We start from the raw sequence: 14,871 nt of genomic DNA on the forward strand, positions 1-14,871 counted from the left end.
TTTCCAGTAGTACTGTTTACCCGGCCAATCCTACCTGCTCTAGTCACAGTCCTCACCCCATTTATTTTGGGCAGGACTCTATCCCCCACGTTCTAACCAATGGCAAAGTTCTAGTAAAACGTTAAACCTCGCCCTTACCCTGCACCTTTAGCCACAGAACTTTACCCCCGACACAATAAAAACCCATTGGGGATTACATTCCCCAACGGGTTCCTATTATTGCCCCCGATTAACACCCCCGGTAGCAATTCAATGCCCGAGAACATCACATTCGGGACAGTCAAAACAACACAGCTCCACCGAAATCCACATTGTGGACCCCAAGCAAACAGTTAGCGATATTTACACCACCGCGCCGAGAGCTACCTGCAGCACCATTCGCAGAATCATAAGGATGAAGAACAAAACAAGCACAGACATGTCCACCATCACGTTGCCCATCGGCATAGGCGGGATGAGTCGGCGCAACAGCTTCACCGGCGGGTCGGTAATGACAAAAACAACTTCGCCAATCGACGAAAACACCCTGCCTGGTCGCCAAGAGCGAGAAAATGACTGAATCATTTCAATCACAATGCGAGCCAACAGCAGATAGGTGAAAAGCTTCAGCAGGATTAGCAGAACTAGCAGTAGTGAAGACACGAATAAACAGTCTAGCTAATTAATCGAAATACGAAACACTAACAAGCCATGCGAGCCGGCTGACTAGCCGGACATCCGGTCGAACTGGCCCTCGTTGACATCGCAGCCATGCGGGTACAGGGTGAACACGGAGCCGTCAGCCTTGATTCGACCGCGCAGACCGAAAACCAGTCCAGCAACGAAGTCGACGTAGCGCTTAGCCTCAGATGGGTCAAGCTCACTCAGATCGAAGGTGACAATGTCACCGTCGCGGAAGTGCGAACCGATGTCCGGAGCCTTGGAGTACTTGTCCTGGAAACCACTTTCCGGCTTGATGAAGACCTGCTCCGGTTCCTTGGTCTCAGCAACGGAGTGCAGGTTGCCGTAGCGGTAGTCCTCCTCGCGGGAGTTCACACTTGCAGTCTCACGTGGAGCCTCTTCGCGCAGCTCGTAGCGGTGGCGCTCCGCACGACGCGAGTCGGCATAGGAGTCATCAAAACGCTCCTCGTCACGGCGGTCAAACTCGTCGTAGTGCTCGTCGTAAGCCGCGTCATCAGTCGGGGTAAGACCGAAAAAATTTGAAACCCCACGGAAGAAATCAGCCATCTTCTGCTACGTCCTTCTTAGTGTGCGAATTTAAGTCTGTGCTACCCACAACCTACCGGCTGGGTTGGCAATATCGCATAGACACGCGCAAATTTGGCGCGCCAAAATTACAACTTTGAAACTTAGCCCTGCTCAGGCAGGATTACGATGCCCGCCTGACGGCCAGTCTTCCCCTCCCGCCGGTAGGAAAAGTACTGCTCACTTTCAATAGTGCAGCTGGACTCGACATTGACATGCCGTACACCGAGGTCATAGAGCTGACGCATCAGGCCGGCGCGCACGTCGACACCGTCAGTCCCCTGCTTCGTTCGCGTCTTCGCTCCGGGTAAATGCTTATCGACGTCATCGGCCATCGACTCAGGCACCTCGTAATTGTGGCCAGAAGCCGCTGCACCGAGAAGCACATGGATATTCTCGGGCATGGCACCGAGCTCAATCATCTTCTCGACAGATTTACGAACGATTCCGTTGCGAGCGCCGGTTCGCCCCGCGTGTACCGCAGCGGCGACACCCGCATGATCGTCGGAAAGCAAGACGGGAACGCAATCGGCAACGAGTACTACCAGCGCGAGACCCGGCGTGGTCGTGACGATGGCGTCGGTGGCCGGGACAGGCTCAGTTTGTGGTTCGTTGACGACGGTGACCGTGTTGGTGTGAAGCTGCTCCATATAGACGAAGCGGGCACGGTCGATTCCCAGAGAATCGGCCAAGCGCTGGCGGTTGCGTTCGACTGCGGACGGGTCATCGCCGACATGATCTCCAAGATTGAAGGAATCATATGGTGGCAGCGAAAACCCGCCGCGCCGATTCGTCAGAATTTTTCGGCTGCGGCGGGATTCAGTCATGATTTCTTAGAAGCCCCACTCCGGCAGGTCGCTGGAAGCCTGGTAGCCGCCACGACGGTCGTCGCGGTCATCGCGATCCTCGGAACGGTGAGCACCACGGTAGTTGCGGTATTCCTGCGTACGCGGTGTCGGGTTGTCGGTGAACAGACCACCGCTGTTCGGGTTGGTGCGCGGGACAAAGCGGTCGCGATCCTCACGCTCGCGCGGCTGTGCGACCGGGCGCTCTTCCTCCGCACGCGGGGCCGGAGCGCCGAGGTTGTCACCGCCCGGCAGTGCGCTGCCCTGTCGCGGTGCCTGCTCAGCGGCCGGACGCGCCTCGGCATCCTGTGCAGCCGGACGTGCAGCGGCACCTGCGGCTGGCTTGTCCAGCGGGTTGCCGTTACCCTGCTCAAAACCGGTAGCGATCACAGTGACGCGAACTTCGTCACCGAGGTTGTCGTCGATGATGGTACCGAAGATGATGTTGGCATCCGGATCAGCCTTTTCCTCCACGATGGACGCGGCGGCGTTGACCTCCATCAAGCCCAGGTCGGAGCCACCGGCGACGGAAATAAGCACACCCTGTGCACCATCCATGGTGGACTCCAGCAGCGGGGAGTTAATGGCCTGAGTAGCGGCGTTCATCACACGGTCGTCGCCGCGTGCGGAACCAACGCCCATCAGAGCCGAGCCAGCCTCAGCCATTACCGAGCGGACGTCGGCGAAGTCGACGTTAATCATGCCCGGAATGGTAATCAGGTCAGTAATACCCTGGACACCGTTGTAAAGAATCTCGTCGGCGAAGCGGAACGCGTCCATCATGGACAGATCCTGCTCACCAATCTGCAGCAGACGCTGGTTCGGAATGGTGATAAGGGTGTCACAGACCTCCTTGAGGGTTTCAATGCCCTCAGCGGCCTGGCGTGCACGGCGCTTGCCCTCGAAGTCGAACGGCTTGGTTACCACGCCGACGGTCAGGGCACCGGACTTCTTGGCGATGCTCGCGACAACCGGAGCTGCACCGGTACCGGTTCCACCGCCCTCACCTGCGGTAACGAAGACCATGTCGGCACCCTTGAGGGTCTCTTCAATCTCGTCCTTGTGGTCTTCCGCGGAAGTGCGGCCAACCTCGGGGTTAGCGCCAGCTCCCAGACCACGAGTTGCCTCACGCCCAATGTCGAGCTTGACATCAGCGTCGGAGAACATCAGGGCCTGCGAGTCGGTGTTGACTGCGATAAATTCGACACCCTTCAGCCCCTCCTCGATCATGCGGTTGACAGCATTGACGCCACCGCCGCCGACACCGACGACTTTGATAACGGCGAGGTAGTTATTCGGGGAGGTCATTGCGCGTTTCTCGCCCTTTCCTATAGGTCCTAAATAATTTCATCTAGCCACGTTGCACATGGGCCGCACGACAGCATTGGCACCGCCGGGCAGTACAGCTCTCCATGACACCGCACGGAAGAAGTGCATCATGGCCGAAAAGCTGTTGACCCCATTGTGGTCGAAAACTGCAAATAATTCAGCGACCTTTTAGCGCGTGTCGCTACCTTAAACCTGCACTTGAGGGATAGTGTTTAGCCACAGAAATCACTCCAGACACCACCATTCTCTACTCTCCCTTAGCAGCGGGTAGTCGGGGGTTGGAGACATTCCAAATCTTCTCGCCACGGTTCAGCACAATCTCCGTCGCGCGTGCCTTTTCTGCCGCATTATCCGAGGACCCGAAGTACACCTCGTATCCATCGGTCAGAAATAGCTTGATTTCTGCCTCGGAAGGAGCGCTAATCCGCTCCACACGGTGTGCAACGGGCTCTGGCAACGCCTTGACGACGTTCAAAACCGCCTTGATAACGCGCGGTTCGGGGTCAACTTTGCCGTCTGTTGGCTCATCCACGCGAGGTGCATCAACAACCTCGATGACACCCGCCGGCGGGGCTGCCGTGACGAACTCCTGACCATTTGCGGAAAACAGATGCTCTCCGTCAGTGGCACGGACAAACACCACCGGGGTGAATTCCCGTACCGAAATAGTCACGCCCTGCGGCCACGAACGACTGACCGTCACGCTATCGACCCACGGCTGCCCCGCCACGGAGCGCGCTGAGGCATCCGTGTCCAAGCGAATGAGCTTTTGATTCTCGGAGATACCACTGGCCTCGACAATCGCGTCTTTATCCCCGTGGACGACGCCCTCAACATCGATGTTTTTCACAACCAGCCACGGCGAAAACCACACCACCGCTGCAACGATGGCGATAATCGCGACCAGGCCACCGCCGATGAGCCAGCCGCGTCGCGGGGCGCGCGCTGAACGCCGACGCCGCGACGCTGTTGTGCCCCGGCCTGCACCGTCGGTCTGCTGAGATTGCTTTCGGCTGGTTTTCACAGTGCTACGACTCCACCTGTTCGTCGTTGTCGCCGCTGAGCTCGCGCACGATTTCGTCGGCAAGCATCGTCACAGAGCCAGCGCCGATGGTCAGAATGACATCGTGCGGTTCGGCGATTTCGCGAACGCGAGCCGGGACGCTGGTGAAATGCGGCTCATACGTCACAGGGATGGTCATTTTGTTGGCAATGAGCGCGCCGTCGACGCCCGGCAGTGGCTCCTCGCGGGCGCCGAAGACATCGAGCAATACGGCCTTGTCCGCCAGAGACAGGGCGGCAGCGAACTCTTCGGCAAAGTTGCGAGTACGCGAGTACAAGTGAGGCTGGAACACAGCGATGACCTTGCCACGACCGGCCTCGGTGACCAACTCCCGAGCTGCGCCGAGAACTGCGGAGACCTCGGTCGGGTGATGCGCGTAGTCGTCGTAGATACGAGCGCCAACAAATGGGCCCTCGCCGATACTGCCGTGGTAGTCAAAGCGGCGACGGACACCGGTGAATTCACCGAGACCGCGCGCCATACGCCCCAAATCTGCCCCGACGCAGTCGCCACCGACCATTGCAGCCAGCGCGTTGAGCGCCATGTGACGGCCGGGCTGATGAAGTTCAAACCTCACCGATGTCGAGCCAACAGTGGCCTCCACGCGGGCACCACCACCGACCGGAGTCCAGCCGTGCAAAACGGCACCGACCGGCAGCGTCGGGTGTTGAGCCAAGGCTTCTTCCCCACCATAAGCCAGCACGTTAATGCCGCGCTCCACCGCGCGCTCGCCCAATGCGGCCGCATGCGGATCCTCAGCACAGATGACCAGATGACCGCCATCCTTAATGCGCTCTGCAAAAGCGTCAAAGACGGCGTAGTAGGTCTCGTCGTCACCGAAAAAGTCAAGGTGATCGGGCTCGATGTTGGTAATTACGGCCACTTCCGGCTGGTAGGTCAACAACGAGGCATCCGACTCATCGGCCTCAGCAACAAAGACATCGCCACTGCCCTGGTGAGCATTGACACCGGCCTTGCTCATCAGACCGCCAACGGCAAAAGACGGATCCAAACCAGCTGCCTGCAAAGCGGCGACGGTCATCGACGTAGTCGAGGTCTTGCCGTGAGTACCGGCGATCAGGAGAGCCTTGGAGTCCTGCATCAACAGCGCTAACACATCGGAGCGCTTGAGCACCGGAATGTCCAGCTCATGTGCACCGGCCAGCTCCGGATTCGTCTTCGGAATAGCTGCGAAGGAAATGACCACTGCGTCCGGCAGCTCTCCCTCGCCAGCAAGCTCAAGATTCGCACGGTCATGCCCAATGGCGATGGTGGCTCCCATCGCACGCAGTCCCACCACCGCGCGGGACTCCTTGACATCGGAACCGGTAACACGAATGCCACGCGCCAACAGGATGCGAGCGATACCGGACATACCGGCACCGCCAATGCCAATCATGTGGACACTTGCGGGCAGCTCTCCCGTTACCGGCTGAAAGTCATCGAAATTAACGTTCATGTTTATGCTCGCTTTACTTCTTAGAGTTCACAGCCGCAGACAGCACCCGACGGGCGATGTTCTCCGCAGCGTTACCATGTCCAATGTTGGCCAGGGCGCGGCGCCCGTCGGCAAGCTTTTCTGGGGACGTGACCAGCGGAATCACGATATCCGAAACTGATGCCGCAGTCAGCGACTCGTCGGCGATGAGAATACCGCCACCAGCATCGATGACATCGGTGGCGTTGAGCGCCTGTTCCCCATTTCCGTGTGGCAGCGGTACATACACCGCAGGCAAGCCGACAGCTGAGACTTCAGCCACCGTCATCGCACCGGAACGGCACAAAATCAGGTCGGCGGCGGAGTACGCCAGATCCATCCGGTCGATGTACGGCACAGCGACATAGGGGGCGTCCTCGCGGATAGCCTCGACCTCGACGTGATTCTTCTTGCCGTAGGCATGCAGTACAGATACACCGGCGTTGGCGAGCTCTGCGGCTGCACCGGTAACAGCTTCGTTGATGGAACGTGCCCCCTGCGAACCACCGGTGACAAAGAGCACCGGACCCTCCTGCGGTAAACCGAAGAACTCGCGGGCTTCGGCACGCTTGGCGTCGCGGTCCAACGCCGCGAGACTGGCACGCACGGGATTGCCAACAACCTCGGCCTTCAGGCCAGAGCCAGTCACGGCGGCCAAGCCGACGCCCCCGAGTGCGACACCGAGCTTATTGGCCAGGCCCGCACGGGCGTTGGCCTCGTGAACCAGGAACGGAATCTTCTTCCCCGCACGGCACGCCATGTAGGCCGGTGCCGATACGTAGCCACCAAAGCCGATGACCGCATCAGCGTCAATACGCTTGAAAACCTTGCGGGTCTCACGCACCGCACGAGCGACGTTGAGAGGCAGCTTGAACAAATCCGCAGTCGGCTTGCGCGGCACCGGCACTGGCGGAATCAGCTCCAGGTCATAGCCTCGCGCCGGTACGAGGGTCGACTCCAACCCCCGATTCGTACCGAGTGCAATGACGCGGGCATCCGGCTGCAGTTTCAAAATCGCATCCGCTACTGCCAGTGCAGGTTCGATATGGCCAGCCGTACCACCGCCGGCCACCACAATGGTCGGAGCAGAGCCATCTTCCTTGAGAAACTGCTCAGACTCCGAAGCGCCTTTCGCCCCAGCGGCTGCGCCCAGATTCTTGTCTGCCATGGTGTTATCGATTCCTCCTCCGCGGTGCTGAACCGCCGTTCCTATTGTTTCGGCCCGGGCGCTGGCGCGAACGCGACTGTCCGCCACGGCCTTCGCCCCGAATCCTACTGCCCCGGCCTGAGCTTGACGACGACCAGGAGCCCTGTGACCGTCCAGCCCGCGGCGACCTCGCTGTAAATCCCCGCGTCCGTCCGTTGTCACTGCGAGGGGAATAATCCACTTCGCGGCCACGAACGCTGCCCGAGTTTCCGGAGCTGCCGGAGGTTCGGGAGCCACGCTGCGGGGCGGCACCTCGACCACTGCGGCTGCCTCCACTACGGCCGGGCCGATTGGGTCGGTCAGCTCGGCCACTGTAGGTTTCCCGCACCTGCGCCCCCTCGCCGCGTGGAGTACGCGCTCCACTGGTCACCACGGGAGGACCGAAGCGTTGCGGATCGCGATGGGCACGCACCTTCGGCGCGTGGCGACGCGATTCGTCATACGGGATTGGTTCCGGAATACCCAGGAACCTGTCCAGCCCCGGACGTCCCGAAGTCTGCATTGCAGAGACTGCCTCCGATTCGTGGCGGGCACATGTGGCCAGCAGACCCATCGAGAACAACGTCACCATCGCCGATGTACCACCGGCGGAAATCAGCGGCAGCTGCAGACCAGTCACTGGCAACGCACCAACGACGTAGCCGATGTTGATGAAAGCCTGCACCACGGTTGCAGCAGTAATCGTGCCCGCGAGCAGACGGAGAAACGGATCGTTCTGACGACCGGCGATACGAAGTCCCACCCAGCCGAGCGCTGCGTAGAGCAAAATAACCATCAGCGCGCCGAGGAAACCAGTCTCCTCACCGATAATGGCGAAAATGAAGTCATTCTTCGCCTCCGGTAGGTATCCCCACTTCGCGCTCGACTGACCGAGACCGACACCGGTGAGAGAGCCGTCGGCAAGCGAAAGAAAGCCTTGGTAGGACTGGTAGGCATCGCCCTGCACGTCGTTGAAGTTACCAACCAGCGAGTCCAAGTAGACCCTGATTCGCGCCGAACGGAAACCCGCGGTGACGGTAAAAATCACCAGGGCGAAAGCCGCAGCGGCAAGCAGCCCGGTGATGAATACGCGCGGCAGGCCAGCGAACCACGCCAACGCCACCACGACGAACGCCATGGAAGCAACCATGCCGAGGTCACGCTGCAGCATCACCAGTGCCAATACCACGAAGCTGACCGCACCGAACAGCCCGAACAAATCGGTATAGGACACAGCAGTGCGGACCTTTTCAGCCAGCAGCTTCGAACCCCACAGTGCCAGCGCGATCTTCGCGATTTCTGACGGCTGCATGGTGATACCACCAATACTCAGCCACGAACGCGCACCGGTTTCCTCCAGGCCGATGCCGATACCAGGGATAATCACCAAAACCAGCAGCACAAAGGACAAAATCAGCGCTGCTGTCGATAGCGAGCGAATCAATTCCACCCGCATTCGCAGCACAATCCACATGGAGATAAGACCCGCCACCACCATGACCAGCTGACGGATGAACACCGACCACACGCTGCCCGAGTCATTACCCGCGCTGGCCATGGATGCCGACAGCACCATCACCAGTCCGATTGACGTCAGCAGCGCGACGATAATCATCAGCAGGTGGTAGTCGAACAGCGGACGCGACTTCCAGTCGTTAAAACGCTCCACCCACGCCGGCCGTTCTCGAGCACTAGAGCTTGACGACGAAGGCCGCTGTGAACTGGTAGCCTTCGTCCCCTTTTGTGCCGTCGCGGCGCTAGCGCTTAAATTACGAGCCTTGCGGGAGTTATCCATCAGTTGACGTCACCTTCTGCGCCCATTGCGCGAACAAGTCGCCACGTTCAGCCATACCGGAGTACATGTCCAAGCTGGCGGCAGCTGGTGCCAACAGCACCACATCCCCAGGGTTGGCATATTCACTAGCTGCCATACAGACCTTCGCCATGGCATCGACCTTGTCGGTGTCATCAATGACAACGACCGGCACAGCAGGTGCGATGCGGGAGAGCGCATCGCTGACTAGTTGCCTATCGACGCCCAGAACCACGGCGGCCTGCAGGCGGTGAGCATGCTTCGCCACTAGCGGCGAGATTTCCGCGCCCTTGAGCTGACCACCGACGATCCAAACGACACGCTCATGACCGGACAGTGCAGCGTCGGCAGCGTGGGGGTTGGTGGCCTTGGAGTCATCAATCCACACGACATCATTTGCCTTATGGACAATCTGACCGCGGTGTGCCCGAACTTCGAAAGTCTCCAATGCCGCTGCAATTTGCTCCGGTGAGGTACCGATACTGCGCGCCATCGCAGTGGCGGCCACCGCGTCGAGAACACCTGCCCGGCCGGGAGGAGAAATTCCCGCTACCGGTGCGATGACAATGCCCGGACCAGAGTCGTCAGCTGCGGCATCGCCGCCGCCAAAAGCACGGTCGACAATCATGCCGTCGCGAACTCCGACCTGGTGTGCCTCCGGGGGACCATCGGTAAAGCCCACGACGGAGTTGCCGAGCTCGTCGTTTTTCAGCATCTTTTCCACGTGCTCGACGACATCTGCGTCATCCGCACCGTAGATTGCGACAGTACCGCGCAGCGCACGGGTCTTGTCCAGACCGTAGTTTTCGTAAGAACCGTGCCAGTCGATGTGGTCTTCCGCCAGGTTCAGCAGTACTCCCGCATCTGGGCGAATGTTTGGAGCCCAGTGCAGCTGGAAGCTGGACAGCTCTGCGGCCAACACCTCGATACGAGGCTCAGCAGTCAGTGCGTCGTACAGGGCCACACCAATGTTGCCCACAGCTGCGCCCTGCTCCCCGAGCATGGCGGCCAGCATGGAGGTGGTTGTGGTCTTGCCGTTAGTGCCGGTGACTACCAGCCAGGTCCGTTTCGGACCCCACAGCTGGGCACAGTCGCCGGCGAAAGCCAGCGCCACATCACCGAATACCGGGACACCGGCCTCAGCGGCGGCGTCGAACAGCGGACTGGTCGGACGCCACCCCGGGGAGGTCACGATCGCAACCGCGTCGGCAAGCTCGTCGCGAGCGTCTGCGGTCGTGACATGCCGAACCGAAAAGTCAGCGGCAACCAGTGCGCCGAGAGCGGAATCGTCCACGACGACAACTTCCGGACAGCCGATGTCCTTGAGCATCGCAATGGCACCGCGACCGGAAACTCCGGCTCCTGCCACCAGAACTCGACCAGAGCGCACCGTAGCGACTAAGTCGAGATTTCGGATATCGGTGAGGTTGGTCGGGTCTGGTGAGTTAATCATTGAAATACGCCTACCTGAGAGAGCCAGTCACTGTAGAAGATGGCTGCGCCAATCATGTTGAAAATGCCTGCGAGTAGCCAGAAGCGAACGACAACAGTTGTCTCCGCCCAACCTCCGTTTTCGAAGTGGTGATGGAGAGGAGCCATGCGGAATACGCGCTTGCCAGTCGTCTGGAAAACCGCGATCTGGATTGCCACGGAAGCAACTTCCATCACGAAGATGAAGCCAATGATAACCATCAGCAGCTCAGTCTTGGTGACAAATGACAGACCCGCTACCAAACCGCCAAGAGCCAGCGAACCGGTATCTCCCATGAAGATCTTTGCCGGCGCTGCATTCCACCACAGGAAGCCCAAACAGGCGCCCAGACCCGCGACGGAAATAACGGCGATATCCAGCGGATCGCGGACGTTGTAGCAACCGCTGCCCAGCGAAGCCTCGCAAGAGTTACGGAACTGCCAGAAGGAAATCAGCGTGTAGGTGGCCAGTAGCAGCGCGGTGGCGCCAGCGGCCAGGCCGTCAAGGCCATCAGTGAGATTGACGGCATTCGTCCATGCGGCAATGACGATGAAGACAAATACCAGGAAGACAATCATGCCGAACCACACAGGCCCCGGTGCCAGATTCAGGAACGGAATATCTCGAATCAGCGACAAGCTCGTCGAACCGGGAGTCAAGCCAGACGCATCCGGGAACTGCAGCAGCAGCACGCCGAAAATCAGCGCTGCCGCCAGCTGCCCAACCAGCTTCGCGGTCTTGTTCAGCCCCAGGTTGCGTCCTTTGTAGAGTTTGATGAAGTCATCGGCAAAACCCAATGCGCCCATCGCCAGAACCAGGAACATCACCAACAGACCGGAGGCGGACGGCCCCACGCCAGTCTGGATATACGTAACGAGGTGTGAGAGGAAATAACCAGCGACGATTGCGGCGATGATGGCGATGCCGCCCATAGTCGGAGTTCCCCGCTTGCGCAGGTGGCTCTTCGGCCCTTCTTCACGGATCTCCTGGCCAAGACCTTCAGCAGAGAATTTGCGAATAAGCACTGGTGTTAAAAAGACACTCACCAGAAATGCAATCGCACCACTGAGAATAAGTTGAATCACTTACTTTTCCTCTCCGCTTTCACCTTCGGGCGTAGTCCCAACCTTGGCAGCCAGCGAGTCCGCGACCCGCCACATACCGTCCGCATAGGAGGCCTTGACTAACACCACATCGTCCGGACGCACCTCGGCCGCCACCAAATCCGCGGCAGTGGATGTATCCGGCACCCTAGAAGTATTTAACCCCAACTCTTCCGCTTTGTCGGCCAGGGCATGCACATTAGAACTCTCTCCGACTGCAATTAGTCGATCGATGCCGCGGCCCACAAGGTACTCGCCAAGCGACGAGTGCTCATCTTCAGCGGAATCACCAAGCTCACCCATCTGTCCCAGCACGGCCCACGATGAGGCGTCCTGGTGCGTTGGGCCAGCTGCTGTACGTGCCAGAGCATCAATCCCCGCACGCATCGAATCAGGGTTGGCATTGTAGGAATCGTTAATAACGACGATGTTGCCAGTGAGCTGCTGGACATCCATGCGCCGCTCTGACGCTGCCACATGCGCGGCCATCGCCTTTGCGACCTGCTCAGCATCAATACCGGATTCCACTGCCACCGCAATCGCCGCCAGGGCATTGGCCACTTGGTGCGCACCATAGACCTGCAGTTGGATCGGGAATGTACGCCCGTCCGGTACATGCAGGTCAAAAGATGCACGAGCAAAATCGTCGAGCTGCACATTCGTGGCGCGGTAATCCGCGGTTGCGTGGCGTTCGGAGTTCTCATCTGCAGAGAAGAACACCACCTTCGCCTGGGTACGCGGAGCCATGCCAGTGACGTAGTCATCGTCGGCATTAAGTACGGCCACACCGCCCTGCTCCGCAGCCGGCAGCGCTTCCACGAGCTCGCCCTTAGCCTGCGCGATTGCCTCGCGCGAGCCAAACTCACCAAGGTGCGCCGTGCCAACATTGAGCACCGCACCAATAGTCGGTGGCGCAATGCGCGCCAGGTGGGCCACATGCCCAATTCCGCGTGCGCTCATCTCCGCAACCAGGTACTTCGTCTCCGAAGTGCACTGCAGCACCGTGTACGGATGTCCAATTTCGTTGTTAAACGACCCCTTCGGCGCCACCGTCGGACCGTCGGTACGCAGCAGCGTCGCCATCATGTCCTTCGTCGACGTCTTTCCCGCCGAACCCGTCACACCGACGACATGCAGCTGATCCTTCTTCAGCTCGTCGACGACGTAACGCGCCAACTTACCAAGCGCTTCCAGCACCGCCGCCCCGGAACCATCCGGATCGTGTGCAAATGCGTCGGCATTGGAGTCCTGCTTACCAAGAGGCTTGACGACGACCGCAGGTTGCCCAACATCTCGTGCCGCCAGTGCCATCGGCGCTCCAGCTGCTACAGCCTGATCGATGAAGTCGTGGCCGTCGACACGCGCGCCCGGCAGGGCGAGGAAGAGCGAGCCTTCGCGAATCTTTCGGGAGTCGAATTCTGCGGGCTGAGTCACTGTGGCGTCATCATTGACGTGGGCGAGTTCACCTCCCACGATGTGAGCGATTTCCGCGGCGGTCAGGGCAATCATGATGTCTATAGTCCTTGTTGGTTAGAGTTCCAGGCGCCTAGTAAAGGATGATTTCTTGATTTTATTCGCCTACCGCGAATGGTTCGCGGTAGGCATGTCAGGTGGTGCGCTTCCTCAGCGATTTCAGCAATCTCAATCAGCGGATCCCTCCAGTCGCTGTGTGAGTGCTTCGGCCAGCTGTTCACGGTCATCGAACGGGTGAATTACGCCACCGATATTCTGGCCGGTTTCGTGTCCCTTGCCTGCCACCACGATGCTGTCGCCGCTGTGGGCGAGCTCGACGACACGGCGAATTGCCTGGCCGCGATCGCCGATTTCCTCAACAACCGTGTCAGAACTGGCCTTGCCGCTGGCAACCGCTTCCTTCGCACCGGCGACCACGGCCGCACGGATTTCAGAGGGCACCTCGGAGCGTGGATTGTCATCGGTGATGATGACGACATCGGCACCGTATGCAGCCTCAGCTCCCATAATTGGACGCTTGGCACTATCGCGGTCGCCACCGGCGCCGACGACAACCAGCACGCGACCTTCGGTCTGTGCACGCAAGGTGGCCAACACTTCAGCTACTGCGGCTGGCTTGTGGGCATAGTCCACCACAGCCAGGAAGTCCTGTCCGCGATCGATGCGCTCCATGCGGCCTGGCACACGCACCTGTGCCAGACCGCTCTTGGCCGCGTGATTGGCATGCCCAATCGCATCGAGCACAGCCCATGCGACTGCGGCATTGGCAACGTTGAAAGCACCCGGCAGAGGAACTTCCACCTCAACTGTGTCAGTGTTATTTCGCGTTAGCTCCACATGTTGGACACCGTTGGTGGCGACAGTGGCTGCAGCGGCGTGCCATTCTGCAAAGACCTCGGCAGCTGGCGTCTTGTCGGTTACGCGATGCTGAGTATGGACAGTGGTGACTTGGACATCCGGGTCGCCGGCAGCGATATCTGCCATGCGGACACCCCAGTCGTCGTCGATGCACACGACAGCCTTCGGTGCATGTGTCGGACCTGCGGGATCAAAGAGCTTGGCCTTGGCTTGGAAATACTCTTCCAAGGTCTTGTGGAAGTCCAGATGATCCTGCGAGAGGTTGAGGAAACACCCGACCTCGAAACTGACTCCGTCTACACGCCCCAACGACAGTGCGTGAGAAGAAACCTCCATGACAACGTGCGTCACCCCCTCGGAGAGCATCTGGTGGAACAGGCGCTGGAGGGCCGGAGCTTCTGGGGTAGTCAGGCTCGACGGAACGGCACGGCCATTGATGCGCGTGCCGGTAGTACCAATGATGCCTGTCGAGCATCCAGCTGCCAGGAGCGCGCCCTCCAGCATGTAGGTCGTGGTGGTCTTGCCAGAGGTGCCGGTAACCCCAATGATGGTCAGTGAATCCGAGGGGTGATCGTAGATTTCTGCAGCAACGTGCCCCATGACGGCCCGGACATCGTCGACAACCAGGACTGGTCGAGTCTCCCCTGCTTCCCGCAGGATTTTCAGACCTTCCTCATCAGTCAGGATCGCTGTAGCAGCCGACTGCTGCGCGTAGCGCGCACCATGCGTGCGAGTACCTGGGACGGCAGCAAACATTTCGCCTTCAGGCACTTCGGCAGCGTTGAGTTCGATTGCGGCGATATCCGCTCCTGCCGCCGCGGATTCGGTAATGCCGTCAAGTCGGCCATGCGCGAGGTTACACAATTTCGCAAGGGTGGCGGTCATTGGCTGTTCCCTCTTTCAAGTCAGTCGTTGGTGTACAACAGGTTGGAAAAATTCAAGAGATTCACTTTGCAGAAACCAAAGTAATAAAAGTCTGTGTATTAGTGCTGTCGCGGTAACTTCATT

12 protein-coding genes are annotated in these 14,871 nt (G+C 59.4%); all 12 read right to left on the reverse strand.

From position 1 onward, the window contains the following. Nucleotides 1–342: 342 nt before the first annotated feature. The 12 genes from CRD18_RS05535 to CRD18_RS05590 all read right to left on the reverse strand — a co-directional run bounded on the left by CRD18_RS05535 (nucleotide 343) and on the right by CRD18_RS05590 (nucleotide 14,748). Nucleotides 343–642, reverse strand: a complete 300-nt coding sequence (locus CRD18_RS05535) for a YggT family protein (protein WP_016422993.1) — start codon at nucleotides 640–642, stop codon at nucleotides 343–345. Nucleotides 643–705: 63 nt separating this feature from the next. Next, the gene (gene sepF, locus CRD18_RS05540; RefSeq protein WP_048731168.1) at nucleotides 706–1,227 is read right to left on the reverse strand and encodes a cell division protein SepF; all 522 of its coding nucleotides are present in this window, start codon (nucleotides 1,225–1,227) and stop codon (nucleotides 706–708) included. Nucleotides 1,228–1,349: 122 nt separating this feature from the next. Further along, on the reverse strand, nucleotides 1,350–2,072 hold the full coding sequence (pgeF, locus tag CRD18_RS05545; protein WP_070566020.1) for a peptidoglycan editing factor PgeF: 723 nt from the start codon (nucleotides 2,070–2,072) through the stop codon (nucleotides 1,350–1,352). Nucleotides 2,073–2,078: 6 nt separating this feature from the next. Then, a complete protein-coding gene (ftsZ, locus tag CRD18_RS05550; RefSeq protein ID WP_070566018.1) occupies nucleotides 2,079–3,398 on the reverse strand; it encodes a cell division protein FtsZ in 1,320 nt (439 codons plus the stop codon). Nucleotides 3,399–3,666: 268 nt separating this feature from the next. Next, nucleotides 3,667–4,443 carry a cell division protein FtsQ/DivIB gene (locus tag CRD18_RS05555; RefSeq protein WP_049170266.1) on the reverse strand — a complete coding sequence of 259 codons (777 nt, stop codon included), beginning with the start codon at nucleotides 4,441–4,443 and terminating at the stop codon, nucleotides 3,667–3,669. A gap of 4 nt (nucleotides 4,444–4,447) precedes the next feature. Then, nucleotides 4,448–5,941 (reverse strand): UDP-N-acetylmuramate--L-alanine ligase, encoded by a 1,494-nt coding sequence (murC, locus tag CRD18_RS05560; protein WP_049170265.1) that lies wholly within the window; start codon nucleotides 5,939–5,941, stop codon nucleotides 4,448–4,450. Nucleotides 5,942–5,954: 13 nt separating this feature from the next. Continuing rightward, nucleotides 5,955–7,127 carry an undecaprenyldiphospho-muramoylpentapeptide beta-N-acetylglucosaminyltransferase gene (murG, locus tag CRD18_RS05565; RefSeq protein WP_016422999.1) on the reverse strand — a complete coding sequence of 391 codons (1,173 nt, stop codon included), beginning with the start codon at nucleotides 7,125–7,127 and terminating at the stop codon, nucleotides 5,955–5,957. Between the two features lie 4 nt (nucleotides 7,128–7,131). Next, entirely contained in the window at nucleotides 7,132–8,940 is a 1,809-nt protein-coding gene (ftsW, locus tag CRD18_RS05570) for a putative lipid II flippase FtsW (protein WP_049170264.1), read from the reverse strand. Continuing rightward, the gene (gene murD / locus CRD18_RS05575; RefSeq protein ID WP_049170263.1) at nucleotides 8,933–10,411 is read right to left on the reverse strand and encodes a UDP-N-acetylmuramoyl-L-alanine--D-glutamate ligase; all 1,479 of its coding nucleotides are present in this window, start codon (nucleotides 10,409–10,411) and stop codon (nucleotides 8,933–8,935) included. The genes ftsW and murD overlap by 8 nt, the downstream gene beginning before the upstream one ends. Continuing rightward, entirely contained in the window at nucleotides 10,408–11,514 is a 1,107-nt protein-coding gene (gene mraY, locus CRD18_RS05580; protein ID WP_016423002.1) for a phospho-N-acetylmuramoyl-pentapeptide-transferase, read from the reverse strand. The genes murD and mraY overlap by 4 nt, the downstream gene beginning before the upstream one ends. Next, nucleotides 11,515–13,041 carry a UDP-N-acetylmuramoyl-tripeptide--D-alanyl-D-alanine ligase gene (murF, locus tag CRD18_RS05585; protein ID WP_187406579.1) on the reverse strand — a complete coding sequence of 509 codons (1,527 nt, stop codon included), beginning with the start codon at nucleotides 13,039–13,041 and terminating at the stop codon, nucleotides 11,515–11,517. It abuts the gene before it with no gap. A 132-nt stretch (nucleotides 13,042–13,173) separates the two neighbouring features. Beyond that, on the reverse strand, nucleotides 13,174–14,748 hold the full coding sequence (locus CRD18_RS05590; RefSeq protein ID WP_187406580.1) for a UDP-N-acetylmuramoyl-L-alanyl-D-glutamate--2,6-diaminopimelate ligase: 1,575 nt from the start codon (nucleotides 14,746–14,748) through the stop codon (nucleotides 13,174–13,176). Nucleotides 14,749–14,871 lie beyond the last annotated feature (123 nt).

Origin of the sequence: Corynebacterium sp. LK31, from assembly GCF_014335015.1 — a bacterium.
Lineage (GTDB): Bacteria > Actinomycetota > Actinomycetes > Mycobacteriales > Mycobacteriaceae > Corynebacterium > Corynebacterium jeikeium_D.